The sequence below is a fragment of the Burkholderia sp. NFPP32 genome (assembly GCF_900119325.1).
Taxonomy (GTDB): Bacteria; Pseudomonadota; Gammaproteobacteria; order Burkholderiales; family Burkholderiaceae; genus Burkholderia; species Burkholderia pyrrocinia_C.
Map to the genome: position 1 here is coordinate 83529 of NZ_FPJP01000010.1, position 26469 is coordinate 109997.

Annotated in this window: 22 protein-coding genes; 9 read left to right on the forward strand and 13 right to left on the reverse strand. The window is 68.7% G+C overall.

What is annotated here, in order from left to right:
* Window positions 1-298: 298 nt before the first annotated feature.
* The 3 genes from BT264_RS19805 to BT264_RS19815 are packed head-to-tail and all read left to right on the forward strand — an operon-like array spanning window position 299 to window position 2899.
* Window positions 299-1711: a cytochrome ubiquinol oxidase subunit I gene (locus BT264_RS19805; RefSeq protein ID WP_072440128.1), complete on the forward strand. Its 1413-nt coding sequence runs from the start codon at window positions 299-301 to the stop codon at window positions 1709-1711.
* A gap of 29 nt (window positions 1712-1740) precedes the next feature.
* Window positions 1741-2748, forward strand: coding sequence for a cytochrome d ubiquinol oxidase subunit II (gene cydB, locus BT264_RS19810; protein ID WP_034187693.1), 1008 nt, complete (start codon window positions 1741-1743; stop codon window positions 2746-2748).
* Window positions 2720-2899, forward strand: a complete 180-nt coding sequence (locus BT264_RS19815) for a hypothetical protein (protein ID WP_047902253.1) — start codon at window positions 2720-2722, stop codon at window positions 2897-2899. The genes cydB and BT264_RS19815 overlap by 29 nt, the downstream gene beginning before the upstream one ends.
* Window positions 2900-2952: 53 nt before the next feature.
* On the opposite strand, the gene BT264_RS19820 is transcribed toward BT264_RS19815, so the two are convergent.
* The 5 genes from BT264_RS19820 to BT264_RS19840 are packed head-to-tail and all read right to left on the reverse strand — an operon-like array spanning window position 2953 to window position 7356.
* Window positions 2953-3501, reverse strand: coding sequence for a TIGR00725 family protein (locus BT264_RS19820; RefSeq protein WP_072440126.1), 549 nt, complete (start codon window positions 3499-3501; stop codon window positions 2953-2955).
* Window positions 3479-4309, reverse strand: coding sequence for an ABC transporter permease (locus BT264_RS19825; RefSeq protein ID WP_072440124.1), 831 nt, complete (start codon window positions 4307-4309; stop codon window positions 3479-3481). Before BT264_RS19825 ends, BT264_RS19820 begins: the two co-directional genes overlap by 23 nt.
* A gap of 10 nt (window positions 4310-4319) precedes the next feature.
* Window positions 4320-5429 carry an extracellular solute-binding protein gene (locus tag BT264_RS19830; protein WP_072440122.1) on the reverse strand — a complete coding sequence of 370 codons (1110 nt, stop codon included), beginning with the start codon at window positions 5427-5429 and terminating at the stop codon, window positions 4320-4322.
* 36 nt (window positions 5430-5465) lie between these two features.
* Entirely contained in the window at window positions 5466-6497 is a 1032-nt protein-coding gene (locus tag BT264_RS19835; RefSeq protein ID WP_072440120.1) for an ABC transporter ATP-binding protein, read from the reverse strand.
* Between the two features lie 7 nt (window positions 6498-6504).
* Window positions 6505-7356, reverse strand: coding sequence for an ABC transporter permease (locus BT264_RS19840; protein ID WP_072440118.1), 852 nt, complete (start codon window positions 7354-7356; stop codon window positions 6505-6507).
* Window positions 7357-7518: 162 nt separating this feature from the next.
* On the opposite strand from BT264_RS19840, the gene BT264_RS19845 reads away from it, so the two are divergent.
* Window positions 7519-8415 carry a LysR family transcriptional regulator gene (locus tag BT264_RS19845; protein WP_072440116.1) on the forward strand — a complete coding sequence of 299 codons (897 nt, stop codon included), beginning with the start codon at window positions 7519-7521 and terminating at the stop codon, window positions 8413-8415.
* A gap of 100 nt (window positions 8416-8515) precedes the next feature.
* Here BT264_RS19845 and BT264_RS19850 read toward each other — a convergent pair whose 3' ends face one another.
* Entirely contained in the window at window positions 8516-10192 is a 1677-nt protein-coding gene (locus tag BT264_RS19850; protein WP_072440114.1) for an alkaline phosphatase family protein, read from the reverse strand.
* A gap of 249 nt (window positions 10193-10441) precedes the next feature.
* Between BT264_RS19850 and BT264_RS19855 the strand changes: the two genes are divergently transcribed.
* Window positions 10442-10663, forward strand: a complete 222-nt coding sequence (locus tag BT264_RS19855) for a hypothetical protein (RefSeq protein WP_034181647.1) — start codon at window positions 10442-10444, stop codon at window positions 10661-10663.
* A 57-nt stretch (window positions 10664-10720) separates the two neighbouring features.
* Here the strand turns inward: BT264_RS19855 and BT264_RS19860 are convergent, their stop codons facing one another.
* Both BT264_RS19860 and BT264_RS19865 read right to left on the reverse strand, forming a co-directional pair.
* Window positions 10721-14569: a DUF748 domain-containing protein gene (locus tag BT264_RS19860; protein WP_072440112.1), complete on the reverse strand. Its 3849-nt coding sequence runs from the start codon at window positions 14567-14569 to the stop codon at window positions 10721-10723.
* A gap of 152 nt (window positions 14570-14721) precedes the next feature.
* Window positions 14722-16158 (reverse strand): DUF1254 domain-containing protein, encoded by a 1437-nt coding sequence (locus BT264_RS19865; RefSeq protein ID WP_072440110.1) that lies wholly within the window; start codon window positions 16156-16158, stop codon window positions 14722-14724.
* A gap of 304 nt (window positions 16159-16462) precedes the next feature.
* On the opposite strand from BT264_RS19865, the gene BT264_RS19870 reads away from it, so the two are divergent.
* From BT264_RS19870 to BT264_RS19880, 3 genes are all read left to right on the forward strand, one after another.
* Window positions 16463-16741, forward strand: a complete 279-nt coding sequence (locus BT264_RS19870) for a toxin HicA (protein ID WP_204422072.1) — start codon at window positions 16463-16465, stop codon at window positions 16739-16741.
* Window positions 16738-17061 carry a type II toxin-antitoxin system HicB family antitoxin gene (locus BT264_RS19875; RefSeq protein ID WP_072440106.1) on the forward strand — a complete coding sequence of 108 codons (324 nt, stop codon included), beginning with the start codon at window positions 16738-16740 and terminating at the stop codon, window positions 17059-17061. Before BT264_RS19870 ends, BT264_RS19875 begins: the two co-directional genes overlap by 4 nt.
* 183 nt (window positions 17062-17244) lie before the next feature.
* The gene (locus BT264_RS19880; protein ID WP_072440104.1) at window positions 17245-20070 is read left to right on the forward strand and encodes a heavy metal translocating P-type ATPase; all 2826 of its coding nucleotides are present in this window, start codon (window positions 17245-17247) and stop codon (window positions 20068-20070) included.
* Between the two features lie 127 nt (window positions 20071-20197).
* On the opposite strand, the gene BT264_RS19885 is transcribed toward BT264_RS19880, so the two are convergent.
* The 4 genes from BT264_RS19885 to BT264_RS19895 all read right to left on the reverse strand — a co-directional run bounded on the left by BT264_RS19885 (window position 20198) and on the right by BT264_RS19895 (window position 23354).
* Entirely contained in the window at window positions 20198-20677 is a 480-nt protein-coding gene (locus BT264_RS19885) for a GNAT family N-acetyltransferase (protein ID WP_072440102.1), read from the reverse strand.
* Between the two features lie 175 nt (window positions 20678-20852).
* The gene (locus BT264_RS39265) at window positions 20853-21008 is read right to left on the reverse strand and encodes a hypothetical protein (RefSeq protein WP_174382494.1); all 156 of its coding nucleotides are present in this window, start codon (window positions 21006-21008) and stop codon (window positions 20853-20855) included.
* 175 nt (window positions 21009-21183) lie between these two features.
* Entirely contained in the window at window positions 21184-22563 is a 1380-nt protein-coding gene (locus tag BT264_RS19890; protein ID WP_072440100.1) for a flagellar hook-length control protein FliK, read from the reverse strand.
* 92 nt (window positions 22564-22655) lie between these two features.
* Window positions 22656-23354, reverse strand: coding sequence for an MgtC/SapB family protein (locus BT264_RS19895; protein ID WP_072440099.1), 699 nt, complete (start codon window positions 23352-23354; stop codon window positions 22656-22658).
* Window positions 23355-23465: 111 nt separating this feature from the next.
* Here BT264_RS19895 and BT264_RS19900 point away from each other — a divergent pair, with 111 nt between their 5' ends.
* Complete coding sequence (locus BT264_RS19900) at window positions 23466-24575, forward strand: AGE family epimerase/isomerase (protein ID WP_072440097.1); 1110 nt, start codon at window positions 23466-23468, stop codon at window positions 24573-24575.
* Here the strand turns inward: BT264_RS19900 and BT264_RS19905 are convergent.
* A complete protein-coding gene (locus BT264_RS19905; RefSeq protein ID WP_072440095.1) occupies window positions 24548-26167 on the reverse strand; it encodes a methyl-accepting chemotaxis protein in 1620 nt (539 codons plus the stop codon). The genes BT264_RS19900 and BT264_RS19905 overlap by 28 nt on opposite strands.
* Between the last annotated feature and the right edge of the window lie 302 nt (window positions 26168-26469).

The following is a 26469-nucleotide window of genomic DNA, read 5'->3' on the forward strand; positions in this document are numbered from 1 at the left end:
GCACCCCGGGGGTTCCGCGCGGTACGGGCGTGCGTGTCGAATCGTTCCGATGACGCGACGCGCCATATTGCCGCACGTGCGTCAGACCGCCACGCCGCGGCCGCACGCGCCGCGAACGGCCTTCTTGATACGAATCAACGATTTATCCCGAATTCGCGCGCGGCAGGCTGGACATCTGCGACGAGTTGGCGCATTTCGCGGTGCAACATCGCGGCACATACTCCAGCCAACCCCGCCGCCTGTCGGCCGGGGTCCGCCGGCACCCGCCGGCGGGTATCGTCAGCTTCGGTCATCTGGTATGGACACCGCACTTTCGGCCCTCGATCTGGCCCGCCTGCAATTCGCGTTCACCGTCTCCTTTCACATCGTCTTTCCGGCGCTGAGCATCGGCCTCGCCAGCTTCATCGCCGTGCTCGAATATCGTTGGCTCAAGACCGGCAAGCAGTACTACAAGACCCTCTGTCTGTTCTGGTCGAAGATCTTCGCGGTCGCGTTCGGGATGGGCGTCGTCTCCGGCGTGGTGATGAGCTATCAGTTCGGCACCAACTGGTCGGGCTTCTCGAGCTTCGCCGGCTCGGTCACCGGCCCGCTGCTGATGTACGAGGTGATGACCGCGTTCTTCCTCGAAGCCGGCTTCCTCGGCATCATGCTGTTCGGCTGGAACCGCGTGAGCCCGCGCGCGCACTTCGGCGCGACGCTGATGGTCGCGATCGGCACGCTGATCTCGACGTTCTGGATCCTCGCGTCGAACAGCTGGATGCAGACGCCGCAGGGCTTCGAGATCGTCGACGGCCGCGTCGTGCCGACCGACTGGTTCGCGATCATCTTCAACCCGTCGTTCCCGTATCGCCTGTTCCACATGGCGATCGCCGCGTTCATCGTCGCCGCGCTGGTCGTGGCCGCGACGGGTGCATGGCACCTGCTGAAGGGCCGCCGCGACAAGGGCGTGAAGAAGATGTTCTCGATGGCGCTATGGCTGCTGCTCGTACTCGCGCCGCTGCAGGCCTTGATCGGCGACCAGCACGGCATCAACACGCTGAAGCACCAGCCCGCGAAGATCGCCGCGATCGAAGGGCTGTGGGAAACCGAGAAGGGCGGCACGCCGCTCAACCTGTTCGGCATTCCGGACATGAAGGCGGAAACGACCCGCTATGCGGTGAAGGTGCCGCACCTCGGCAGCCTGATCCTCACGCACAGCTGGGACGGCGAGATCCGCGGGCTGAAGGAATTCCCGCCCGAGGACCGCCCGAACTCGACCGTCGTGTTCTGGAGCTTCCGGATCATGGTGGGCCTCGGCTTCGCGATGATCGGCCTCGCCGCGCTCGCGTGGTTCCTGCGCCGCCGCGGCCGCCTGTATGAATCGAAGTGGTTCCAGCGCTTCGCGCTCGCGATGGGCCCGACCGGCTTCGTGTCGCTGCTCGCGGGCTGGGTGACGACCGAAGCGGGCCGCCAGCCGTGGGTCGTGTATGGCGTGATGCGCACCGCGCAGGCCGTGTCGCCGCTGTCGGTGCAGCAGGTCAGCCTGTCGATGATGACGTTCGTGATCGTGTACTTCCTCGTGTTCGGCACCGGCGTGTACTACATGCTGAAGCTGATGAAGGCCGGCCCCGCGCTGCCCGACGCGAAGCACGACGACACGCCCGACACGCGCCCCGATCACACCGCGCGCCGCCCGATGTCGGCCGTCGACGAGCTGATCGAGACCGTCTGAGCCCACCCCATCAGCAAACGAGAAAACCTATGGACGTCACCGTAATCTGGGCCGCGATCATCGCATTGGGGCTCTTCATGTACGTCGTGCTCGACGGCTTCGACCTCGGCATCGGCATCGTCTTCCCGTTCTTCCCGGACGAGAAGGAACGCGACCTGATGATGAACACGGTCGCGCCCGTGTGGGACGGCAACGAGACGTGGCTCGTGCTCGGCGGCGCCGGGCTGTTCGCAGTGTTCCCGATCGTCTATTCGACCGTGCTGTCGGCGCTGTACCTGCCGCTGATCTTCATGCTGGTCTGCCTGATCTTCCGCGGCGTGTCGTTCGAGATCCGCGCGAAGGCGCGACGCACGAAGCAGCTGTGGGATCTCGCGTTCATCGGCGGCTCGGCCGGCGCGACGTTGTTCCAGGGGATCGCGCTCGGCGCGTTCCTGCAGGGCATCAACGTGAAGGATGGCGTGTTCGCGGGCGACGCGTTCGACTGGCTCACCCCGTTCAGCCTGCTGACGGGCCTCGGCCTGATCGTGACCTATGCGCTGCTCGGCTGCTGCTGGCTCGTCGCGAAGACGGAAGGCGACCTGCAGCGCCGGCTGCATCGGGTCGTGTGGCCGCTAACCGTCGTGCTGCTCGGCTTCATCGCTGTCGTCAGCCTGTGGACGCCGCTGCAGGATCCGGCCATCGCGCAGCGCTGGTTCGATTCGGGGCTGTTCTGGCGCCTGCTGCCGGTGCCGTTCCTGGTCGCCGGGTGCGCGGTGTGGATGCGTCGCGCGGTGCGCGACCGGCACGACATGACGCCGTTCGTGCTCGCGCTGGCGCTCGTGCTGCTCGGCTACGTCGGCCTGCTCGTCACGCTGTTCCCGTATGCGATCCCGCAGACGATGACGATCTGGGAGGCGGCGGCGCCGCGTTCCAGCCAGACCTTCACGCTGGTCGGCGCAGCGGTTATCCTGCCGATCATCATCGCCTACACGACGATGGGTTACTGGGTATTCCGAGGGAAGGTGCGCCATGAAGACCAGCATTACTACCACCACTGATTCCGCCGATCGCCCGCCCGTGGCGCCCCGGCCGCGAATGCGCGGCTGGATGTGGTTCGTCGTGCTGTGGGCGGGCGGCGTGGCCGGCGCCGTCACGCTCGGTTATGCGTTCAAGATCTTCATGAACCTGACGCTGTTTGCGGTGAAGTGAAGCCGGAGCGCCGGCCGGGCGAGCGCGCCATGCGCGCGGGCCGGAATGCCGACCTACGCCGAACCGGACAGCCACTGCGCGACCCGCGCGACGAGCAGGTCCGCTTCGTCGAAGTTCTCGACGCCCGCCACCTGCGGCGCGTCGCAAATCGTGAACACCGGCTTGCCCCATTGCAGCCCGAGCGCGATCTCGGACAGCGTGCCGAGGCCGCCGCCGACCGCGATCAGGCACAGCGACGCGCGAGCGATCAGCGCGTTGCGCGTGATGCCGAGCCCGGTGGGCAGCGCGACGCTCAGATACGGATTCGCGTGCTGCGCATCGTCCTCGGGCAGCAGCCCGATCGCACAGCCGCCCGCCGCATGCGCGCCGCGCGCGGCGGCCTCCATCACGCCCTGCTTGCCGCCGCCGACGATCGCGACGCCCGCCGCCGCGAGCCCGTGCGCGATTCGCTCCGCGATGGCGAGCTGGGCGTCCGTCGCATCGCGCGGGCCGATCACGCCGACCGGCATCCGATGCCGGTCGGCGCCGCGCTGCCGTTGCGTAAGTTGGTCCAGCGCGTCGCGCGCCTGGTTCGACCATTCAATGATGTCGTTGCCGTGCAAGTCCTTCCCCCAATGCAAGAACGCAGGTGCAGAGCGCCGTCAGCACGATCGACAGTACGGCGGCCTGCGAGAAATCGGTCTGTCCGTCGGACAGCTTCAGGTACATCAGCAGCGGCAGGATGTTGATCTGCGTGCCGGCCAGCGCGAGCGCCGTGCCGTACGTGCCGAGCGCGATCGCGCTGACGAGGCACCACGCCGACGCGATCGACGGCCACAGCTCGCGCCACGCGACGTCGAACCACGCGCGCCACGGCCGTGCGCCGAGCGTCAGCGCCGCCTCGAGCGGCCGCCGATCGAGATTCGCGAGCGCCGGGTAGAGGATCAGCGCGACGCGCGGGATCAGGTAGTACGCGTACGCGAAAGCGAGCCCCGGCATCGTGTAGATCGCGCCGCCGACCACGGTCGGATCCGCGCCGAGCGACGCCAGCAGCGTCGTCACGAAACCGGCGCGGCCGAACACGAGGATGAAGCCGTACGCGATCACGAGGCCGGAGAACGCAAGCGGCACGCCGAGCAGCGCGAGCGACCAGCGGCGGCGCGCCGGCGACTGCCCGGCCAGCACGAACGCGACCGGCACGCCGACCGCGACGGACAGCGTGCCGGCGCCGATCGCGAGCGCCAGCGAACGCACGATTGCGTCGGCGACGAGCGGATCGCCGAATACCGCGGCGAACGCACGACCGCCGCCGTCGAACGCGGCGCCGACGAGCGCGGCGAGCGGCAGCGCGAAGCACACCGCGAACAGCCCGGCCGCCGGCACCGCGCCGTAGCGGCGCAGGGCGCCGCGCTGCATGGACGAGACCCGCATCCCGTTCCCCTTACTTGCCGAGCGTGGCCTGCGACCAGAGCTGGTCGACCTCGGCCTTGCGCGTCGCGGCCTTCGCGACGTCGAGCGGACGCACCTGCGGCGCATTCGGCAGCTTCGCGGCAACCTCCTGCGCGACCGGCGTGCCGGGTACGGCCGGGCGCACGTAGCCCTGCGCGAACAGCGCCTGGCCGACATCGCTCATCACGAGGTTGAGCCACAACTGCGCGGCGGCCGGGTTCGGGCCGTTCTTCACGAGACTCATCGCGTACGGCGCCGATACGCTGCCGTCCTGCGGAATCACGACGTCGGCCGCGTCGCCCATGCCGTCCGTGTACTTGGCCTTGAGCCCGTCGTTCTCGTAGCCGATCAGGATCGGAATCTCGCCCTTGACGAACTTCGCGTACGGCGTCGTCCCCTCGACGCGCAGCACGTTGCCCGCCTGCTTCAGCTTGCCGAAGAACTCCGCGCCCGGCTTCGGGTTGTCGACGCTGCCGCCGTTCGCATAGGCGGCAGCGAACACGGCGACCTGCCCCTGCCCGGTCGAACGCGGGTCGAGATAGACGACCGCATTGCGATATTCGGGCTCCAGCAGGTCGGACCAGCGCTGCGGCACGTTCTTCACGAGCTTCCGGTTGACGAGCAGCGCGATGTTCAGCGAATGCACGGCGAACCAGCGGCCGTCGGCCGCGCGGAACACCGGCGGCAGCTTGTCGAAATTGACCGGCTTGAACGGCGCGACGACGTCCTTGGCCGTCGCATCGAGCGCCGACGCCGCGAAGTAGTACGCGGTGTCGGCCTGCGGGCGACGTCGCGACTTGTCGAGCGCGACGACCGTTGCCGCCGAGCCGATGTCGTTGTACGTGATCTCGACCTTCGGGTAGCGCTTGCGGAATTCGGCGAACAGCGATTTCCAGTTCGCCCATTCCGGGCCCGTGTCGAACGACACGACGAGCCCTTCGTCGGCGGCTTTCTCGTACAGCGTGTCCTCGCCGGGATACAACGGCGCGGCATGGGCCAGCGCCGGCGCGGCATGGGCCAGCGCCGGCGCGAGGGCCGCGAACGCGCAGAGCGCCAGCAGGCGGCGGCGCGTGGCATGAAGGAAGTGGCGGCGTGCAGACATCTCGATTCTCCGTTGAATGAATAGGGTCGCCCGCGCTTACACGGCGGGCAGCACGAGCAGGTGGCGCGGCTCGATCGACACGCAGCGCACGGGCAGCTCGCGCCCTTCGCCGAGCAGTGCGTCGGTCGCACCGGCCGGCACGAAGTCGAAGCGCTGCGTCGCGCCGAAATAGCGCACGTCGCCGACCCGGCCGTCGATGCGGTTCGCGACGTGTTCGGGCGGATCGGGCTGCAGGTGTTCCGGCCGGACCAGCACGTCGACCGTGTCGCCCGGCCGGTGCGCGCCCGTATCCGCGCACAGCGTGGTGAACCGCACGTCAACCGCGCCGTGCGCGAGCACGCGGCCGCGCAGCAGCGTCGAATGGCCGACGAAGCGGGCGACCTGCGCGGTCGCCGGACGCTCGTACAGGTCGCGCGGGGTGCCGGCCTGCAGCACGCGCCCGCTGTCGACGATCGCCACGCGATCGGCCATGCTTAGCGCCTCGTCCTGGTCGTGCGTGACGAGCAGCGTCGTCGCGCCGCACGCGCGCTGCAGCGCGCGAATCTCGTCGCGCAACTGGTGGCGAATGCCGGCATCGAGCGCCGCGAGCGGCTCGTCGAGCAGCAGCAGCTTCGGTTCGATCACGAGCGCGCGGGCCAGCGCGACGCGCTGCTGCTGGCCACCGGACAACAGCGCCGTACTGCGGTCGGCCTGCGCCGCGAGGCCGACGCGTTCGAGCATCTCGAGCGCGCGGCGGCGGCGCAGTGCCGCCGTCATACCGCGCATCTTCAGGCCATAGCCGACGTTGTCGACGACCGACAGGTTCGGAAACAGCGCGTAGTGCTGGAACACCATCCCGATCTCGCGCTGCCACACCGGCACGCCGGCCATGTCGCGGCCGACGATCGCGATGCGGCCGCGGTAGCCGTCGAGCAGCCCGGCGGCGAGGCGCAGCAGCGTCGATTTGCCGGAGCCGCTGCGGCCCATCACGGCGAGCAGTTCGCCCTGGGCCGCGGACAGCGTGACCGCGTCGACGCCGTGACGGGCGCCCGGATACTGAAAGCTGACATTTTCGAAATCGAGACTCATGACGGTTTCACTTCAGGCGTTGCACGGTGAAGACGGAGGCGAGCGTTGCGAACACGGCGAGGACGAGCAGCACGACGGTCGCCGCACAGGCCATCCCCGACGCGCCGTAGAACGCCTGCAGCAGCACGATCGGATAGTTGCGATAGCGAAAGCCCGCGATCAGGTTCGAGATCTGGAATTCGCCGATCGACAGCGCGGCGACCATCACGAGGCCGGAAAACAGGCTGTGCCGCAGGTTCGGCACCACGATCGTGAAGAACTGGCGCAGCGGCGTCGCGCCGAGCGTCGCCGCACATGCTTCGAGATGGGCGAGGCCCAGGTGGCGCAGGTCGCTCAGCAGCGTCTGCAGCAGGTACGGCAGCGTCAGCACCGCATGCGCGGCGATCATCAGCGGCAGCGTGCCGAGCCACGGCAGCGCATCGCCGCTGAAGATCGCGATGTAGCCGAACCCGAGCGTCAGCGCCGGCACCGCGATCGGCATCAGCATCACGACGCGCGCCGCGAAGCCGCGGCCGGCCAGTGCGCGGTGATGCAGCGCATACGCGAGCGGCAGCGCCAGCACGGCATTGATCGCACAGCAGGCGAGCGCAACGACGAGGCTCACGCCGAATGCGCGGGTAAAGCTGCGATTCGCGGCCAGATCCGCGAACCAGTGCGACGTGACGCCGGACGGCAGCAGCGTGTTCGTCCACGACTGGCCGACCGAGCCGATCAGCAGCAGCGCGATCGGCAACGCGAGATACAGCGCGAAGGCCGCGACGAATGCCTGCAGCAGCAGGCGTCCCGCCAACGCGCGCGGCCGTTTGTTACGACGAATCGGAATAGCTTCGGCAAGGGCCGGAGCGGATGGCGGATGCATGGCGAAACTCGCTGACGGACACGGAATGGGTCACGCAACGCCCGCCGGACAGGACCGGCATGCATTGTCGTGACGGACGCAGTGTGCGGATCCGACATGGCATCGTCATGAAAAAAACGTACAACGCCCGCATCGATCTGTGCGCGCAAGGAATAGTTCGCCGTGAAGCACCTGTTTCCCAATATCGCGGAGCTGCACGCGTTCGCGAGTTCCGTGAAGTACCTGAACTTCTCGTATGCGGCCCGCGAGCTCGGCCTGACGCCGAGCGCGGTCAGCCGGCAGATCGCGAATCTCGAGACGCTGTTCGGCGTCAAGCTGTTCGTGCGCGAGGGGCGCAATCTCGCGCTCACGCGGGCCGGACAGGTCTATCACGCGCGCGTGATCGGCCCGCTGCGCGAGATCGGCAACGCGTCGATCGAATTGCTGAGCGCGCGCGAGAACAGCGATCTGCTGACGATCGCGAGCGTGCCGACCTTCACGACGAAGTGGCTGGTGCCGCGGCTCGCGCGCTTTCTGGCCTGCGCGCCGGGCGTCACGCTGAGTTTTCGCCGCCATCTGGCTCACGGCGACGTGTTTCCGTTCGGACTCGACGCGGCGATCCGCTATGGCGACGGCGCATGGGAAGGCGTCCGCTGCGATTACCTGGACGGCAGGACGTTCGTGCCGGTCTGTTCCCGTGAATTCGCGGCGCGGCATGCGCTGCGCACGCCGGCCGACGCGGTATCCGCGCCGCGGCTCGTACACGAGCAGGCGGAGATCGCATGGTCCATGTGGGCGGAACGCCATCGCGCGGCACACATGAACGCGCTGTCGGGGCCGCGCTTCGAACAGTATTCGGTGCTGATCCAGGCCGCGCAGGCCGGGCTCGGGCTCGCGCTCGTGCCGCGTTTCCTGATCGTCGACAATCTCGCGACCGGCGTGCTCGTCGAACCGTTCGACGCTCCCGTCGACGTCGACGCGCAAGGGCACTACCTGTGTTACGCGCCGGAGCGCCTGGAGACGAGCGCTGCGTTGCGGCGCTTCAGGGAATGGATGCTCGACGAATGCGCGAACGGATGAGCCTGTCCGGCTTAGCCGGACAGGCTCGAATGATACGGAGCCGGGCAAGCCCGGGCGGCATGGCGGCGCCGGTAGCGCGGCGCCGCGCCGCCCGTCACGCTCAACGCCCGATACCGAGCCCCGGCAGCACGCGCGTGTTCTCGGCCACGACCGCATGCAGCAGGCGCGGATCGGCGCCGAGCAGCTCGAGGATCGTCGGCGCGACCTGCTTCGTGCCGACGAGATCGTTCACGGTGCGCGCGCGATGGATGCCCGGATACGACACGAGCAGGCCGAGATGGCTGTCGTCCGGTGCGTTGCCGCCGTGCTCCTCGTCCTTCTTCGTGCTCGACGTGTAGATCACGCCCGGATTCGGCTGGACGATGATGTCCGGCGTGCGGCCGTTGGCCGGATCGCCGAAGCGCTCGGCGAGCGCCGCGCCGTACAGGATGTAGGCCTGCGAACCGTCCGCGCAGATCCCCGGCGCGTTGCAGCCCAGATTCGCCTTCAGCGTCTGCACGACGGCCGTGCGCTGGCTGCGGTCGCGCAGCCAGATCAGGCCGACGTCGTCGGTCTGCACGAAGCCCGTGCCGACCAGGCCCGACCCGTCGTTCAGATTGCCCGTCGTCGTGTTGTTCTGGCCGAAGTTGCCGTTCGGGTCGAGGTAGTTGTTCGCCTCGAGCAGCTTCGACAGCGTGTCGCCGTTCTTCACGAGCTTCGTGTGGTCGGTCGGCGACTGGCCGTGCTTCGCCGTCACGATCACGGCGGTCGACGTGTACAGGTTGGCTTGCTTCAGCGCCGCGACGACATGACCGATCGAGTTGTCGACATACGTGATCGCGTTGGCGACCTGACCGTTCGGCGTGAAGTCCGCGTCGAGATACCCGCCGCCCTTCGCGACCGGCGACTTCTGCGCGACGCTCAGCGTCTGGAAGTTCGCGCCGAACAGCGTCGGCACCGGCGCGCTCTTCGTGCCCGTCGAATCGCGGCCTTCGATCTGGTTGATCAGCGCCTGCACGTGCAGGTTGTCGAAGCGCGCGGTGTGCGAATAGACGTCCGTGTAGTCGGTGTTCGTCGCCGGGTCGATCGAATTGATCTCGGTGCGCATCAGGTCGTCGACGCCCGCGCCCGACGGGCCGTTCAGCCAGTCGTAGCCCCACGCATGCTTGTCGGCCCACGCGGTATGCGCATTCGGCACGCCGGCCTTCACGGCCTCGAACACCGTATTGGTCTTCAGGTAGTTGTGCGGATAGACCGGCACGCACTGGCCGCCCACGCGCGCATGCGGGATCGCTTGCGGGTTGAACGCGCCGCCGCCGTCGAGGTGCACGAGCTTGCCGCCGTTGATCGCGTCGATGCCGGTCGTTTCGTCGAACACGACGTTCCAGCCCTGCTTGCCCGAGCACGTCGTGTCGCTCGGCGCATACAGGTTGCGGTCGTACGACACGTCGTAGAACAGGCCGGCCGTCTTCGGCGAACCGCCCGTCACGAGCGCCGCGAGGCCCGGGAACGAATCCGACAGGCCGGGCGTGTACGCATTCGTGTACGTCACGCCGCTCTTGGCAAGCACCGCGATGTTCGGACACGTGTTCGCGCCGATGCAGCGCGCGAGATCCTGCTCGTGCAGGCCGTCGACGCTGATCAGCAGCACGTGCTTCACGACGCGGCTCGCATGGCCGCCGTTCTCGCCCTGACTGTTGCCGTCCTGCTGCGCCGCGTACGCGCCCATGCTTGCGAGCGCCAGCGCGCCCGCCACCATCGCGGCCATCTTCCGCTGCTTACCGAAGAACGAAATCATCACCCCACCTCATCGATTGATGTTGAACTGCGTGACTTGCCATCAGGCGCGCAAAATATCGCCGGATCGTGCGGCGGTCGGATGAAGCGGGGCTTTCTGTTCTCTGTCAAACGTAACCAAACGCAAGCGACATGAAGCGGTCGCAATGCGGTCCGCTCCGTGCGTCGGCGAGCGCGGCCGGATTTTTTTCGACTTGGCCCGCGACTATTGGCGTGTAATAAAGGGTTTTCCCTGACCCGGAGCACGACTATGTCGACCCTGGAAGCTCTCCGGTTCGTGCTGGACGATGCACGCACCCCCGAAATCATTCGCCATCACGTCGTCGACGCGCTGCAGTACGCGCTGCGCAACTACGGACAGGTATTCACCGCGAAGGAAGTCGAATGGCTGACGCAGTGGGACGACGCGCGTCTGCCGCTGGCCGCGAGGAAGGAACTGGACAAGCGCGAACCGGCAATCGTCGCGCGCTGAAAAAAAGCCGCCGCGCCCGGCTGGTGCGGGCGCGGCGGCAGCGGATGAAGCGACGGCTTACTGAAGCCCGAAGTCGACGCGGGTCGTCGCACCCTTGTCCTCGATGCCCTTCGCATCGAGCTTCGGCGCGACGACGAACACGCGGCTCGAATCGATCTTCCCTTCGAGGTACTGGCGCACGGCCTGCGCGCGCTGCTGCGCAAGCGCACGCAGCGCGTTGTCGTCGGCCGGTGCGTGATCGGCCAGCGCCTGCTTCATGTCCGCATCGGGCAGCGTCTTCTGCAGGCCGACCAGGTTGCGCGGCTTCTTGAAGTCGGCGGCCTTGTACGCGCGCGTCAGGTACTTGGAATATTCGGCCGGGTCGACCTTCACCGACATCGGATCGATGCTCTCGCCCTGGCCGACCACGTCCTTCAGCTTCTGCTGGCGCACCAGCCGGTCGACGTATGCGTCGCGCAGCCCCGGCGTGTCCTGCGCCGGATCGACGCGGCCGATCAGGTCGAGGCGGATCGACGGCTTCTCGGTCAGCATCTTCACGACGGTGTCGAGCTTCTGCTGCTGCGCGTCGGTCAGCGCGTACGTGCCCGGCGCGAACTCGACGTAGCCGAGATCCTCGCCGCCGCCGCCGAACGCATTCGCGAGCAGCGTGAACGGCGACGTGACGGCCTTCGCGATCAGGTTCAGCACCGCGTGCCAGATCAGCCCGCCGATGCTGAACTCCGGATTCGACAGCGAACCCGACACCGGCAGGTTCACGTCGATCTGGCCGCGCGTGTTCTTCAGCAGCGAGATCGCGAGCTTCACCGGCAGCTTCGTCGCCGTGTCGTTTTCGACGCGGTCGCCGAACGTGAGCTGGTCGATGAAGATGTGGTTGTTCGCCGTCAACTGGTCGTTCGCGAGCTGGTAGTGCAGGTCGACGTTGAGCTTGCCCTTCGTGATCGGATAGCCGGCGTACTTCGCCGAATACGGCGTCAGGTTGGTCAGCTCGATGTCGTGCGCGGTCGCCGTGAGGTCGAGCGCGGGTTTCTCGATCAGCGGGTTCACCGAGCCCTTGATCGAGATCGGCCCGTTGCCCGCGAGGTTCGCGGCGACGTCGACCGGCGCGGACGTCGTCGAATCCGTGCCGAACGCGCCGACCGTGCCCTTGATCGCGATCAGGTTCGCCGTGTAGTTCGGCTTGATGAAGTTGTCCGTGTACGTGACGCGGCCGTCCTGCAGCACGAGCTGACCGAAGTGCATCCGCACCGGGTGCTGCGGCGGCTGCGCGGCCTTCACGACCGCCGGCGCGGACGCGGCCGATGCGGCCTGGGCCACGGCCGGCGCCGACGCGGCCTGCGGCGACAGCGGCACCGGCTCGCCCTTGCTTGCGTCGCGCGTGAGCGACTGCGCGGGGCCCGACTCCTTCGCGACGACGTCCTTCAGGTTCAGGCGCCCCTGCGCATCGAGCAGCACGCGGCCGTAGAAGTTCGAGAACGTCACGCGCGCGGCGTCGACGTCGGTGCCCTTCTCGTCGTAGTTCGCCTTCAGGTTCGACAGCGCGAGCGAGCGCCAGCCCGCGAACGGGTCGGACGTCGCCTTGTCGAGCATCCGCACGTCGACGAGCGCGACGTCGCCGCGATAGGTGGCGCGCGGCGTGTCCTTCACCTGCGCGAACGTCAGGTTGCCCTGCGCGTTGAGCAGCGCGCTCGCGATCGTCGCGTTCAGCACGCTGCCGAAATACGGCTCGAACGCAGCCGCGTCGAGGCGGTTGCCGTCGATCTTCAGGCCGAGCTTCAGCGGCTGCGCGGTCACGTCGCCCGCGACGTTCAGCGAGCCCTTACGGTTCAGCGTCGCCTTCAGTTGCACCGGCAGCGGCTTGGTCATGTCGTCGCTGAGTTTTTGCACCGACAGTTCCAGCGGCTTGATCGCCAGCTTCACCGGACGCGGCGTCGACAGGTCGGTGAAGTTCGCGGACGAATCCTTCACGTTCAGCGCGTCGATCCGGTAATGCCACGACGGCGCGGCGGCCTCGGCCTTGCGCGCGACCGTGCGCTGCGGCACCGATGCCTGCGCGGGTTCGGCCAGCGCCGCGAGGTCGATCTTGCCGTCCTTCAGGCGCTTCACGTCGAGCGCGAGCCCGCTCGCGTCGACGCTCGCGATCTCCGCGGTGCGCGCGGCGACGTCGACCTTCGTGATCTTCGCGCTCGCGTCGGGCAGCACGATCGCGGGCGCCTTCGTGTCGGGCGTCGCGATCTTCAGCGATTTCAGGCTGACCGTGCTGTCGGCGACCTGCGCGGCGAGCGGCGTCTTGCCCCAGTCGGCCTGTGCGTTGACGGTCGCGCCGAGCGTGCCGTCGAGCACGCGCGCGCGCGTCGCCTCGCCGAGGTACGGCTGCAGCGCCGGCAGCGCGAGCGCGGCGACCGTCAGCTTCGTGCCGGCCTGCTTCGCCGCGAGATTGAATCCGCCTTCGGCCGTCACGTCGCCGCCGCGCGACAGCGACGTCGACAGCGTGTACTTCGCGGGCGTCTTGCCCAGCAGCGAGAAATCGTCGAGCGTCGCGGCGAGCTTCGTCAGCGACAGCGCGGTCGGCGTCGCCGGCACGCGGTCGTCGACGTTGAGCGTGCCGCCGTCGATCGCGAAATGACGGATCGTCAGGTCGAGCGGCGGCGCCTCCTTCGCGGCGGCGGCGGTTTCGGCCTTCGCGCCGCTGGCTGCTGCGGCAGCGGTTTCGGCCTTCGCGCCGCTGGCTGCTGCGGCAGCGGTTTCGGCCTTCGCACTGCTGGCTGCCGCGGCGGCGATGCCGGAAGCGGCTGCGGCCCCCGACGCCGCCGGCTTGCCGGCTTCGGCCTTCGGTGCGGCGCCCGGTTGCGCTGCGAGCTTCTCGACGTTCAGCACGCCCTGCCTGTCGCGCGACAGGTCGACCACCGGCTGGTCGATCCGGATCTCGTCGAAGTGCATCGCATTGCGCAGCGGCTCGAGGCTGGCCGCCGCGACGTGCACGCCGCGCGCGGCGAACAGCGGCGCCGACGCGTGGTCCGTCACCTTCGCGTCGTTCAGGTCGACGGTGCCCGATACACGCAGCGCGGGCTTCTCGCCGCTCATCACGAAATTGACCGTGAGGTTGCTGCTCAGCAGGCCGCTCGTCACGACCACCGGCAGCTTCGCCGGCGCGTACGAGATCAGCTTCGGCACGTCGAGACGGTCGAACTTCAGCGCGATCTCCGACTCGCGCGACTGCGCGAACGGCTTGGTCCTGCCGTCGATCGCGATCGGGCTGCCGTCGAAACGCAAGCGCAGCTTCGGCTCGACGAAGATGTCGGTCTTCGACGCCAGCGTCGCGATATACGGAATGCCGAGCGTCCAGTTGTCGACGACGTGCTTTTCGTTCAGCAGGCGATCGTCGAAGTCGATCCGGCCGTCGTTCACCTGGATGTTCGACACCGAGAACTGCGTCGGCTTGCTTTCGGGTTTGGACGGCGTCGAGAACTTCTCGATCAGGTCGGTGAAGTTGAAGCGCTGCGCGTCGTAGCGGACGACGTGAAAGCGCGGCGAATCGACGCGGATTTCGTTGACGATCGGCGCGCCGCGGAACAGCGACGACCACGACGGCCTCACGACGAGCTTGCCGATGTCGATGAAGTCGCCCTGGCCGCCGCGCTCGCCCAGGCGGATGCCATCGGCTTCGAGATTCAGCGTGTACGGGTTCAGCGCGATGCGCTGGATCGTGGCAGGCCGGTCGAGCTGCTTGCTCAGCTGCTGTTCGGCGACATGGCGGATCAGCGGCGGCGCCGCGAAGAACCCGAGCAGTCCGAATAAAACGAGGAAGATCAGTACGCCGATGCCGATACGCCGGGTCCGGCGCGAGCGTGCAACGCCGCCGAGGGCATGGAGGGTCGAGGATACGGTTTCTTTGTCTGCGCTTGCCATGCTTGAATATCTTCGGGAATGGATGCCGGGCCGCACCGGAAAACCGGGCGGCCGCGCACGCTATCCCGAAAGTATAGGCTCAGAAGGGGACGGTACGGAGGTCGGGCGCCGCCGCCGCGCCCGCGGGGCGGGCAACGGCGCCGCTCAACCGTTCATTTCCGGACGACGACGGGCGGCATCCACGAGCCGTCGCTTGCCTGCGGCTTCGGCGCGTACAGGCGCAACGCGAGCGCGAAATCGGTGCGCGGCGCCGGCAGCCAGTTGCCCGCATACGCGCCGCCCGGCGACGCCGACACGACGATGTCGATCGAGCCGTCATGGTTGCGGCGCAGCCGGTCGCGATCGCCGAGCGAGCGGCGCGCCGCGCCGAGGTCGGGCAGCGCGCCGTTCGTCGTGTAGGGCGTGAGCGTCCAGAACGCGCGCGCCGGCGGCAGCGCGCCCGGCGCGAAATGCAGCACGTAGCGGTTCGCGCCGTTCAGCGCATGGCCGTCGCTGTCCACGCGGACGATCGCGAGCGTTTCGTCGTCGCGCGTCGCGGTGCCGAACTGCGTGTAGGCCGCGTATGCGCGCAGCGCGTAATCCTGGCCGTACTTGCCGGCCGTGTCGCCGATCCAGCTCCAGCCGTTCGCGTTCAGCAGGTTCGACGGCGGCGTCGCGAGCCGCGCGCGCGCCTCGGCGACGCCCGCCGTCGCGGCGGCGAGGCGGTCGCCCGTCCACAGCACCGGGTAGCCGGCCGACACGCCGATGTCGCCGAGCAATTCCTGCGCGTGCGCGTCGTCGGCCGGCGGCGGGTTGTCCTGTAGCGCCTGCGCGAAGCGCGCGAAGAACGCCTTTGGGTCGAGCGCGGCCACCTGCTCGGCCGGCGTGCCGCCGCCCACCGCTTCGGACGGCGCGCTGCCCGCATGGACCGCGACCGACGCGCCGCGCGCGGCGCCTGTGTAAACGGACAGCGGCACCACGCGAATCGCACGCTGCAGCTTCTTCACGTTCGTGAGATCGCGCCCGCCGCTCGTCTGCAGCCGCACTTCGAGCCACGCATTGCCCGACGGCAGGTCGACGCGCTGCACGCCCTTCGGCAGCGTGCCCTGCCAGTCCTTCGTGGCAAAGGCAATCGTTTGCGATCGCGCGCCGCCGCGGGCCCCGCGTGCCGCCACGCTCGACGACGACCACAGCACGTTCGTCCACATGTCGAGCGCGCGCGCGTCCCAGTAGCGGCCGCGCGTGTCGGGCAGCGTGACGATCACGGGTTCGGCGGCGACGTCGAGCCAGCCGGTCGAGTCGAGCGTGTCGACGCCCGGCAGCGGCGGATTGACCGCGCCGACCGGCGGCAGCGCTTGCGCGTGGCGCAGCGTGTTGAGCGGCGCCTGCCCCGGCTGCGCGCCGTCGCCGCCCGTCGCCGCTTCCTTCGCGACGTCCATCAGCACGAGCGGATACGCATAGACATAGGAGTCGGCGACTTCCGCACGCATCCAGCCGGTTTTCCGCTGGATCGCATCGGGTTGCGACGCGCATCCCGCAAGCAACGCCGCCATGACCAGCGACGCGCACGCGCGCCGCGGAGAAACGGATTCTCGTAGGTTTTCAATCATCGATTACTGGCCGAATGTCGTTCTTTTCAGTCAACGCCTTGTTCGACTCGCGAACGGCGAACGCAAGGCACGTCAGCTTGCCCGCATGACCGTCTCGCTACGGTGGGCGCTGGTATCAGGCCGGTATCATAGCGCCTAAGGGCATCCCCCACCCAATATGCCGAATAGAGGACAAAACGGTAGTCGGACTGTCGACGAATTCGAAACATTTCGCGGGATTCGCCCAAAAACGGAGGTATCGAAGCGACGCCGACACGTGCTGGAACGATCCCGAGGCAGAGCGGCCCGCGGTCCGGATTGACAAATGGTGTCACTATTGACACCATTTGCTATGGCAAGCGAATGGAAGATCCTCGAACAAATGAGGCGCGAGCCCGCGAATGTGCGATTCAACGATCTGTTCAAGGTCTGCGAGGCACACTTCGGAGCGGCCCGCCAATCCGGTTCAAGCCATGCCATTTTCAAGACACCGTGGCAAGGCGATCCACGAGTGAATATCCAGAATGATCGCGGGAAAGCGAAGGCGTATCAGGTGCGGCAGGTTCTCGACGCGATCGATCGACTGAAGGAACAGAAATCATGACCCAAGACCACTTTACGTACCGCGTAACGTGGTCCCCGGAGGACGGGGAGCACGTCGGCCTCTGCGCGGAGTTCCCGTCTCTTTCATGGCTCGATGAAACGCCGGAAGGCGCGCTGGCCGGCATTCGCCGGCTCGTCGCCGAGGTCGTGCGCGACATGACCGCGAACGGGGAGAAGGTGCCCGAGCCGATCGCCGACCGAACCTACAGCGGTGAATTCAAAGTTCGCATCCCTCCGCAGGCGCATCGCGCGCTGGTGATCCAGGCCGCCGAACAAGGCGTCAGCCTGAATCGTCTCGCGAGCGCCAAGCTCTGCGCGTGACCGCGCAATCGAGCGCAAAGGCATGACCCGTCCGGCTGCCCGCCTGGAAGTCGGGTGTCGGCTTTTTCCGGGCCGGAACAACCGGTGTGCATCGACAGCGTCGCCGTCCCTTGACCTTCCCATCATGGGAATGTTGATACTGGAATCATTCGCGGCACGAACCGCGCTTTTGGGGAATCCGACATGACTGAACCACTTGCCTCCGCCGCGCTGCAAACGATCGAACTGAGCGTCGACGGCATGCACTGCGGCGGCTGCACGGGCCGTGTGCAGCGCGCGCTGGCCGCCGTGCCGGGCGTCGTCGATGCGGCGGTCGATCTCGACGCGCATACGGCGACGGTGACCGCGCAGGAATCGGTCGAACCCGGCCGGCTCGTCGACGCGGTCGGCGAGGCCGGCTATCGCGCGGCCGTGCGTGAAGCGGCGGTCGAAGCCGTCGCGACCGCGCCTGCGGCGCATGCGCCGCGCGACGAAACGCCGCCGGTAACGGCGGCGCTTCCTGAAGCCGCGGCCACGATCGAACTCGATATCGACGGGATGACCTGCGCGTCATGCGTGTCGCGCGTCGAGAAGGCACTGGCGAAGGTGTCCGGCGTTACACGCGCGTCGGTCAACCTGGCGACCGAGCGCGCCACGGTCGACGCCGCGGCCGACGTTTCCGCCGCGCGGCTCGTCGAAGCCGTCAAACAGGCCGGCTATGGCGCGACGCCGGTCGACGGCGCCGCCGCCATCGCCGTCCGGCCGGCAGAATCCGCCGCCGCCTCCGATCTCGAACTCGACATCGGCGGCATGACCTGCGCATCCTGCGCCGGCCGCGTCGAAAAGGCGCTGGCCGCCGTGCCGGGCGTCGCACGCGCATCGGTCAACCTTGCAACCGAGCGCGCGACGGTGCACGGCGCCGGCGCACTCGACGCCGCCACGCTGATCGCGGCGGTCACGACGGCCGGCTACCGCGCATCGCTCACCGCCGCGCCGTCAGCCGGTGCAACGTCCGGCGCAGACGCGCAATCGGCCAGCCCCGCGCAGGATCCCGACGCCCGCAAGCACCGCGAGGCGGTTCGCGAACGCAACCTCGTGATCTGGTCGGCGGTGCTGAGCGCGCCGCTCGTCGCGCCGATGCTCGTCGCGCCGTTCGGCATCGACCTGATGCTGCCCGGCTGGCTCCAGCTCGCGCTCGCGTCGATCGTGCAGTTCGGCTTCGGCGCGCGCTTCTACCGCGCGGCCTGGCACGCGGTGAAGGCGCGCACCGGCAACATGGACCTGCTCGTCGCGCTCGGCACGTCGGCCGCGTACGGGTTGAGCCTGTGGATGCTGCTGCGCGATCCCGCACATCCCGGCCACCTGTATTTCGAGGCGTCGGCCGTCATCGTCACGCTCGTGCGCTTCGGCAAATGGCTCGAATCGCGCGCGAAGCGCCAGACCACGGAGGCGATCCGCGCACTGAACGCGCTGCGTCCCGATCGGGCGCGCGTCGTCGAGCACGGCGTCGAACGCGACGTGCCGCTGTCGCAAGTGCGCGTCGGCACGAACGTCAGCATCCGCCCCGGCGAACGCGTGCCGGTCGACGGCCGGATCGTGACGGGCCGCTCGCATATCGACGAATCGCTGATCACCGGCGAAAGCCTGCCGGTGCCGAAGGACGACGGCGACGCCGTCACGGCCGGCTCGATCAACGGCGAAGGCGCGCTCGTCGTCGAAACCACCGCGATCGGCGCGGAAACGACGCTCGCGCGCATCATCCGCCTCGTCGAATCCGCGCAGGCCGAGAAGGCGCCGATCCAGCGGCTCGTCGATCGCGTCAGCGAAGTATTCGTGCCGGCGATCCTCGGCATCGCGCTGCTGACGCTGGTCGGCTGGCTGATCGCCGGCGCCGGGACGGAAACCGCGGTCCTCAACGCGGTCGCGGTGCTCGTCATCGCGTGCCCGTGCGCGCTCGGCCTCGCGACGCCCGCCGCGATCATGGCCGGCACGGGCGTCGCGGCCCGGCACGGCGTGCTGATCAAGGACGCCCAGGCGCTCGAACTCGCGCAGCGTGCTACCGTGATCGCGTTCGACAAGACCGGCACGCTGACCGAAGGCAAGCCGTCCGTGACGGCGTTCGAAGCCGTCGGCATGCCGCGCGACGAAGCGCTCGCGCTCGCGGCGGCGGTGCAGCGTCAGAGCGACCATCCGCTCGCTCGCGCGGTGGTCGCCGCGCACGATGCGGACGTGTCCGCGCGCGGTGCTGCAGCGCCGCCGGCCGTCGCAGCCGATGCGCGCGCGGTGGCCGGACGCGGCGTGGAAGCACGCGTCGGCGGGCAGTTGCTCGCGCTCGGCAGCACGCGCTGGCGCGACGAGCTCGGCCTGGTAGTGCCGCCCGCGCTCGACGCTCGCGCGGCGGAGCTCGAACGCGCGGGCAACACGATCTCGTGGCTGATGCGCGCCGATGCGCCGCGCGCGCTGCTCGCGCTGATCGCGTTCGGCGACACCGTGAAGCCGGGCGCCCGCGATGCGATCGCGGCGCTGTCGGCGCGCGGCGTCGCGAGCGTGCTCGTGACGGGCGACAACCGCGGCAGCGCGGCGGCCGTCGCGGCGTCGCTCGGCATCGGCGAAGTGCATGCGCAGGTGCTGCCCGACGACAAGGCGCGCGTCGTCGCCGAACTGAAGCGCACGCACGGCGGGATCGTCGCGATGGTCGGCGACGGGATCAACGATGCACCCGCGCTCGCCGCCGCCGATGTCGGCATCGCGATGGCGACCGGCACGGACGTCGCGATGCACACGGCCGGCATCACGCTGATGCGCGGCGATCCGGCGCTCGTCGCCGACGCGATCGACATCTCCAAACGCACGTACCGGAAGATCCAGCAGAACTTGTTCTGGGCGTTCGTCTACAACCTGGTCGGCGTGCCGCTCGCGGCGCTCGGCTTGCTGAATCCGGTGATCGCGGGCGCGGCGATGGCGTTTTCCAGCGTCAGCGTCGTGACCAACGCGCTGCTGCTGCGGAGATGGAAAGGGCGCGCGCGCTGAGGCGTGCCGGTGAACTAGCCGAATGGGCGTTCGGCGAACAGGAAGGGTCGGGAGGGTGGTTTGCGTCGGCCGTCAGCGGCGCGTGCGGAATCGGTCGCACGTGACGACGCAGCGCCCGCCAGCGGATTCAGCCCGGGATGACCGGCTTGATCAACGTCGTCGTGATCGGCACGAAGCCGCACGCACGATACAGCGCGCGGGCCGCCGTGTTGTGATTGAACACCGACAGCCCGATCTCGGTGATGCCGTACCGCCGCGCCTCGGCGTCGAGCGCATCAAGCGCGCGCGTGGCCCAGCCCTGGCGGCGCCGGGACGCGACGATGTCGAGGTCGTAGATGAACAGCGTGCGGTTCGGCCCTTCGGGCACGATCGCGTACCAGAGATCGCCCACCGCGTCGCCGCTGGCGCCGTCGATGAGCACGACGAGTGTCTGGCCGGATGTCCGCAGGCCGTCCGGCAGCAGCATGTCGAAACAGGCGCGCGCACGCTCGGCCGCGTCTTCGACAGCATTCTGTCCGGATGAAACGAGATCGCGCGCGTAGCCGTCGATGGCTCGCGTGCGGTACGCGTGGAATTCGCCGGCCGTCATCGGCCGCATCTGCAGCATGGCCCGGTCGCCGTGAAGGGAATCGGACTTCCAGTGTAGCGGGACGGTCGCGCCGGCGCGCGGGGCAGCGGCGGAAAACAAGCGGGCAGGTGTAGCGGGCGCCGCGCCGAATCAGCGAATCAGCGAATCAGCGAATCAGCGAATCAGCGAATCAGCGAATCAGCGAATCAGCGAATCAGCGACGATACAGGACGATCGGCACGAGATGCGCACGGCGCACGCGCTCGGCTTCGGCACGACGCGCAGCGTACGAGTAATCGGCGTCGAGCGGCAGGTGCGGCGACACGAACAGGTCGTCGATCTTTTGCAGCAGGGCAAGGATGAAGCTCATGTGAGACTCCTGACAGTTGTGTATAGGGTTTTCCCTTAGACGGACTCCATTCTAAGGGTTTTCCCTGAATTCTGCCAGTACACCGCATCAGTTTGCCGCACGCGCGCCGCCGCCGATCACGGGTGCGGAACGACGATCCTTGCCCCGTCGGGCTTCCAGGATAGGGTCGGAACGATCAGCGCGTGCGACGGGCACGCTTCGCGACGGCCGCGTCGCGGTTCGCATTGCGCTGAAGCCGGTCGACCTGCGACAGGAGTGCTTCGTGGTGCTCCTCGAGCGTCATCAGCGTCGCCTGCTGCGTCGACAGGTCGGCCGCCATGCGATCGATCCGCTGCTGCCCGGTGGCCGCGTCCTGCTTCAGGTGCGCGATCTGCCGCGTTTGCAGCATCAGCGCGACGAGCCCCGCCAGCACGACGACGGCCAGCGCCAGCAACAGGCGGTTGACGCGGCGCATCTCGCGATCGGCCGCGCGCGTCAAACCGTCCACGTCGGCCTGCAGCGCGGCGAGCCGGTCGGTCAGCGGGCGCAGGTGCGTGTCAGGATCGAAGGCCGGCGCGGCCGGCTGCGTGCGTTCCGACGACGGCTTCGTCACGAAGGACGCGGCGGAAGCGACAGGCTGCGTGACCGGCGACGGCGAGGTGTTGGTCGGGGCAGCGTCACGGGTGTTCGCGGCGTTCGCTGGCTCGACCGGTTGTGCCGGTGTCTGCGGCTCGACCGTCGAAACGGCGTCCGCCCCCGGGTTCGATCCGGTCGCGTCCGGCGCCTTGCCAACGCTCGTCGCAACCGGCGCGGATTGCATCGACGTCGCGTCGCTTGCGCCGGCAGCCGCCCGGCGTTTGCCGCCCGACGACGAGCGGCGCTCCTTCACTACCTCACCGGAAGAGCGCCCTTCGCGGGATTTGACGGTCGCGACGCCGACCGCCGCTTCGATAGCAGCTTTCGCAACTTCGTCATCAGCCGCTTGTCGATCGGCCATCTTCGCCACAGCGCCATTTGCCGCTTGCGGCTCGGCTACCGCCACCGTGCCGCCATCGGCCTCACGCACATCGGCTGCCTTCGCTGCAACGCCATCGGCCGTAAGTACCTCGACCGCCTTCATCGCAACGCCATCAGCCGCAGTCACACCGTCCGCTTTCACAGCATCGCCGCCTTCAGGCGCCGAAACACCGTCAACCGCCAGCGCGACTTCCGGCTTCACAGCGCCTTCTGCGTCCGCATGCCCCGCCGCACTCGCGGCCTCCGGCGCGCTGAACCCATCCAGCGACGCCTGCCGCCCGGCGGCGGCATCGTCTGCGGCACCGGCCGCGGCTTCGGCTTCCGCAACCGCTTCGTCGCGTGCCGTGACCGGCACCCGCTCGCCCGGCTCGAGCACCGGGTCGCCAAACAGGTCGAGCGTCAGTTCGTCCCGCGACGCATCGCCGACCGGCGCGCTGCCGGGCCGCGACGTCGCCCTCGCGGACGTGCTGCCCGCGGCAGCCGCCGAGCGCTGGCGGGAACGGGCCGACGAACGATTGGAACGGGAACGGGAGCGAGGCGTGGAAACGGATTCGGTCATGGAGATCGGATTGCGGGGCCCGCGAGCGCGGAACCGGAAGTCGAACGGAATCGGTGGCCGGCCATTGTCGCACGCCCCGCAACCGATTCAGCCTATTCGTCACCCGACAACCCGTTCGCTTCTTCGAAACGCGTGACGCCCGGCAGCGCGCGCAGCTTGCCGCAGATCGCCTGGTATTCGAGTTCCGATACCCGCGCGAGCGCGATGCGCACTTCGTCGTGCTCGCCCGTGTCGTCGGCACGCTGCAAGATGAACTGCTTCACGCGCGCGCTGTCGGGGCCGAGCGCCGCGTGCAGCGAATCGAACGTCAGCGCGCCGCTCACGACCGTCAGCTCAAGCTGGCGCCGCTGGCGCACCGTGAAATAGCGCCGCTCCAGCGGCTTGATGCCGGCCAGGATGATCAGGATGATGATCGTCGCCGAAATCGACGCGACATAGAGCCCGCCGCCCACCGCGAGGCCGATCGCGGCGACCGACCACAGGCTCGCTGCCGTCGTCAGCCCGCGCACGATCTCGCCGCGCAGCAGGATCGAGCCTGCGCCGAGGAAGCCGATGCCCGACACGACCTGCGCGGCGATCCGCGACGGATCGAGTACGATGTGCTCGCTGCTGCCGAGCACGTCGGCGAAACCGAACGCCGACACGATCATGATCAGCGTCGAGCCGACGCACACGAGCATGTGCGTGCGCAGGCCGGCCGCCCACGACAGGCGCTCGCGCTCGAAGCCGATGACGCTGCCGAGCGCCGCCGCGAGAACGAGCCGCATCACGAGTTCCAGGTTGCTGAGCATCCGATTTATCTCCTTTTTTTGTGCCGTCCGCGCGGAATGTTTTATCCTTGGCCCCGGCCGCGCCGATCCGGGCCGCGCCGACACGTTCAGATCCAAGCGCTCAACCCCGTCATGTCCGTTTCCGACTCCGCTTCCGCCCAGGCCGCCCAGCTGCGCCACCATTTCGCGCACGTCGTCTTGCCGATCTGGCGGGGTTCCGGGTTCGACCACACGTTGCGGCTGCCGTTCGAGGCCGTCGATCCGGCCGCTCACGCGCCGCTGCCCGTCACCCGTTATCGCGCAATGGCCTGCGCGCGGCAACTGTTCGTGTTCGCGCAGGCCGGCGACACAGCACACGCGGCCACGCTGTTCGACGCGCTGTGCAGCCGCTTCCGCGACGCGCGCCACGGCGGCTGGATCTACAGCGTCGACGCGCAGGGCACGCCGCTCGATACGACCAAGGATCTCTATACGCACGCGTTCATCGTGTTCGCGTGCGCCGCATGGCATGCGGCGTCGGGCGACACCGCCGCGCGCGCGGTGGCCGAAGAAACCGCCGCGCTGATCCAGGACCGCTTCGCACCGCGCCATAGCGACGCGCTGCTCGATGCGGCGCGCCACGCCGATTTCTCGTCATCCGGCAGCGGCGCGCTGCAGAATCCGCTGATGCATCTGACCGAAGCGTGGCTCGCGGCCGCCGACGCGTTCGGCGACGCGGCGTTCGACGATGCGCTCGCACGCACCGCGCAGGCCGTCGAGCGCACGTTCGTCGACGCGGCGACCGGCTGCGTCGCCGAGCTGCCGCTCGGGGCGGCCGACAACCGTTTCGAGCCCGGCCACCAGTTCGAATGGTTCTATCTGGTCGATGCGGCCGGAGCACGGCTCGCGCAGACCGGGCTCCCCGCGGCACTGTCGCGCGCGTTCACGTTCGCGGAGCAATACGGCGTCGATGCGCAGACGGGCGGCGTCTGCGCGGCGCTCGACGCGCAAGGCGCGTGCATCGACGGCACGCAGCGGATCTGGGCGCAGACCGAGTACCTGCGCGCGCTCGCGACGCACGGCGGCACGCCGGCGTCCGCGCCGCTCGCGCAGCAGATCGGGCGCTTCGCCGCTCGCTTCCTGCATCCGCGCGGCTGGTTCGAGTGCAAGACGGCGGACGGGCAGGTGTCGCGCGCCGACATGCCGTCGACGACGCCCTACCATCTCGCGACCGCCTACGCGGCGCTGCCGGCCGGTTCGTAACCCGCGTCGGCGAACGACGGCGCCGCGCGTTCGCCGCGGGCGGCGCGCGCGTCGCCGAGTTCGAACACCGACACCGCCTGCATCAGGTGCGCGGTCTGATCGTTCAGCGACGCGGCCGCCGCCGCGACTTGCTCCACCAGCGCCGCGTTCTGCTGCGTCAGCTGATCCATCTGCGTGACGGCCTGGTTCACCTGCTCGATCCCGACGCTCTGCTCGACCGACGCGGCCGTGATCTCGGACATCGTCTGCACGACGCGCGTGATCGACGCCGACACCGTCCGCATCGCGTCGCCGGCGCGCTCGACGAGTTCCGCGCCGCCGTTGATCTGCGCGACCGAATCCTCGATCAGCGCCTTGATCTCCTTCGCCGATTGCGCGCTGCGCTGCGCGAGCGAGCGCACTTCGCCCGCGACGACCGCGAAGCCGCGCCCCTGTTCGCCGGCCCGCGCGGCCTCGACCGCCGCATTCAGCGCGAGGATGTTGGTCTGGAACGCGATGCCGTCGATCACCGAGATGATCTCCGCGATCCGCCCCGAGCTCTGCGCGATGCCGCGCATCCGGTCGATCACGCTGTCGACCACGCCGCCGCCGTGGCTCGTCGCTTCGAGCGCCGCGTCGGCCAGCGCGCTGGCCGCGCGTGCGCTGTCGGTGTTCTGCCGGACGGTCGCGGTCAATTCCTCCATGCTCGCGGCCGTTTCCTCGAGCGACGCGGCCTGCGTGCCCGTGCGCGCCGACAGGTCGGCGTTGCCGCCCGCGATCTCGCCCGCGCCGAGGTGGATCGCATCGGACGCGTGGCGCACCGTGCGCACGGTGCCCGCGATGCTCGTCTGCATCGCGGCGAGGCCGCGCAGCATCCGGTCGATCTCGAACACGCCGCCCGCCCGCACGGCTTCGTCGAGCCGGCCCTGCGCGATCCGCTCGAAATGGCGGCTGGCCTCGTCCAGCGGCGCGACGACCGCGCGCCGCGCGGCTGCGTAGATCGCCGCGCTCGCCGCGAGCATCGCCACCAGCAACGCGATGCCGACCGACTTGAACCAGAGCATGCCCCCGTCGATCGTGTCGAGCGCCGTGCGGCTCGATGCGCTGCCGTATTCGGCGAAGCGATGCAGTTCGGCGATGTAGGCATCCTGGATACCTTGCGTCGGCTGGTCGAGGAAAGCCTGGATGTTGTCGGCGTCGAGGAACTGCACGAGTTCGCCAAGCGCGCCGCGCAGCGCGCGATAGCGCTCGGCGAGCGCCGCGACGCGCGCGCGGTTCGTGTCGTCGACCGGCTGTGCGGCCGTCAGCGCGGCGAACGCCTTGTCCGCGTCGGCAAGCGAAGCGCCGGCGTGGCGGATGATGTCCTCCGGCTTCGGGCCGCCGCGCACCATCCGCGTGCCGGCGCGTGACAGGTTGATGCGCGCGTCGAGCAGGTGCTCGGTCGCCTGGTTGGCCGCGTTGACCTGCGCGATCGCGACGTTCGACAGATCGTCGACGCCGCTGCGCGTCGACGCGAGCGCCCGGAAGCCGAGCGCTTCGATCGCGAACAGGAAGAGGCAAAACACGGTCAACACGCCGAGCAGACCCGACGCGAGCTTGATTTTTCCGAACATGGGGAGATTCCTGGAGAGCGGACGATGAGGCAATGCCCCGGCATTAGCGGCATTTCTTCGTCGGACTTTAGGAGCAGCCGTTCAGGTGCGGCCGGCGAGGTGCGGCCAGCAACACGGGCCCGTGACGTGCGTCGCTCGCGCATTCCCGCCGAATCGCCCGCAAACAAGGACAACTCCCGCGTTCGACGCAATAATCGCGTCACATCGCGCCGGAAATTGCAGGAAACGCGGACGAATTTCCTTGCTTATCCGCTGCCCCCTTCCTAGAGTTCAGCGCAAGCGGGCACTCATTTCGAGGAAAG

What these genes read in the sequence shown, in the direction of transcription:
- BT264_RS19880 (WP_072440104.1), top strand. Translation starts at nt 17,245, where the DNA reads ATGACTGAACCACTTGCCTCCGCCGCGCTGCAAACGATCGAACTGAGC.
- BT264_RS19905 (WP_072440095.1), bottom strand. Translation starts at nt 26,167, where the DNA reads ATGTTCGGAAAAATCAAGCTCGCGTCGGGTCTGCTCGGCGTGTTGACC.
- BT264_RS19835 (WP_072440120.1), bottom strand. Translation starts at nt 6,497, where the DNA reads ATGAGTCTCGATTTCGAAAATGTCAGCTTTCAGTATCCGGGCGCCCGT.
- BT264_RS19830 (WP_072440122.1), bottom strand. Translation starts at nt 5,429, where the DNA reads ATGTCTGCACGCCGCCACTTCCTTCATGCCACGCGCCGCCGCCTGCTG.
- cydB (WP_034187693.1), top strand. Translation starts at nt 1,741, where the DNA reads ATGGACGTCACCGTAATCTGGGCCGCGATCATCGCATTGGGGCTCTTC.
- BT264_RS19805 (WP_072440128.1), top strand. Translation starts at nt 299, where the DNA reads ATGGACACCGCACTTTCGGCCCTCGATCTGGCCCGCCTGCAATTCGCG.
- BT264_RS19875 (WP_072440106.1), top strand. Translation starts at nt 16,738, where the DNA reads ATGACCCAAGACCACTTTACGTACCGCGTAACGTGGTCCCCGGAGGAC.
- BT264_RS19825 (WP_072440124.1), bottom strand. Translation starts at nt 4,309, where the DNA reads ATGCGGGTCTCGTCCATGCAGCGCGGCGCCCTGCGCCGCTACGGCGCG.
- BT264_RS39265 (WP_174382494.1), bottom strand. Translation starts at nt 21,008, where the DNA reads ATGAGCTTCATCCTTGCCCTGCTGCAAAAGATCGACGACCTGTTCGTG.
- BT264_RS19890 (WP_072440100.1), bottom strand. Translation starts at nt 22,563, where the DNA reads ATGACCGAATCCGTTTCCACGCCTCGCTCCCGTTCCCGTTCCAATCGT.
- BT264_RS19870 (WP_204422072.1), top strand. Translation starts at nt 16,463, where the DNA reads ATGGTGTCACTATTGACACCATTTGCTATGGCAAGCGAATGGAAGATC.
- BT264_RS19850 (WP_072440114.1), bottom strand. Translation starts at nt 10,192, where the DNA reads ATGATTTCGTTCTTCGGTAAGCAGCGGAAGATGGCCGCGATGGTGGCG.
- BT264_RS19840 (WP_072440118.1), bottom strand. Translation starts at nt 7,356, where the DNA reads ATGCATCCGCCATCCGCTCCGGCCCTTGCCGAAGCTATTCCGATTCGT.
- BT264_RS19860 (WP_072440112.1), bottom strand. Translation starts at nt 14,569, where the DNA reads ATGGCAAGCGCAGACAAAGAAACCGTATCCTCGACCCTCCATGCCCTC.
- BT264_RS19815 (WP_047902253.1), top strand. Translation starts at nt 2,720, where the DNA reads ATGAAGACCAGCATTACTACCACCACTGATTCCGCCGATCGCCCGCCC.
- BT264_RS19900 (WP_072440097.1), top strand. Translation starts at nt 23,466, where the DNA reads ATGTCCGTTTCCGACTCCGCTTCCGCCCAGGCCGCCCAGCTGCGCCAC.
- BT264_RS19885 (WP_072440102.1), bottom strand. Translation starts at nt 20,677, where the DNA reads ATGCTGCAGATGCGGCCGATGACGGCCGGCGAATTCCACGCGTACCGC.
- BT264_RS19865 (WP_072440110.1), bottom strand. Translation starts at nt 16,158, where the DNA reads ATGATTGAAAACCTACGAGAATCCGTTTCTCCGCGGCGCGCGTGCGCG.
- BT264_RS19895 (WP_072440099.1), bottom strand. Translation starts at nt 23,354, where the DNA reads ATGCTCAGCAACCTGGAACTCGTGATGCGGCTCGTTCTCGCGGCGGCG.
- BT264_RS19855 (WP_034181647.1), top strand. Translation starts at nt 10,442, where the DNA reads ATGTCGACCCTGGAAGCTCTCCGGTTCGTGCTGGACGATGCACGCACC.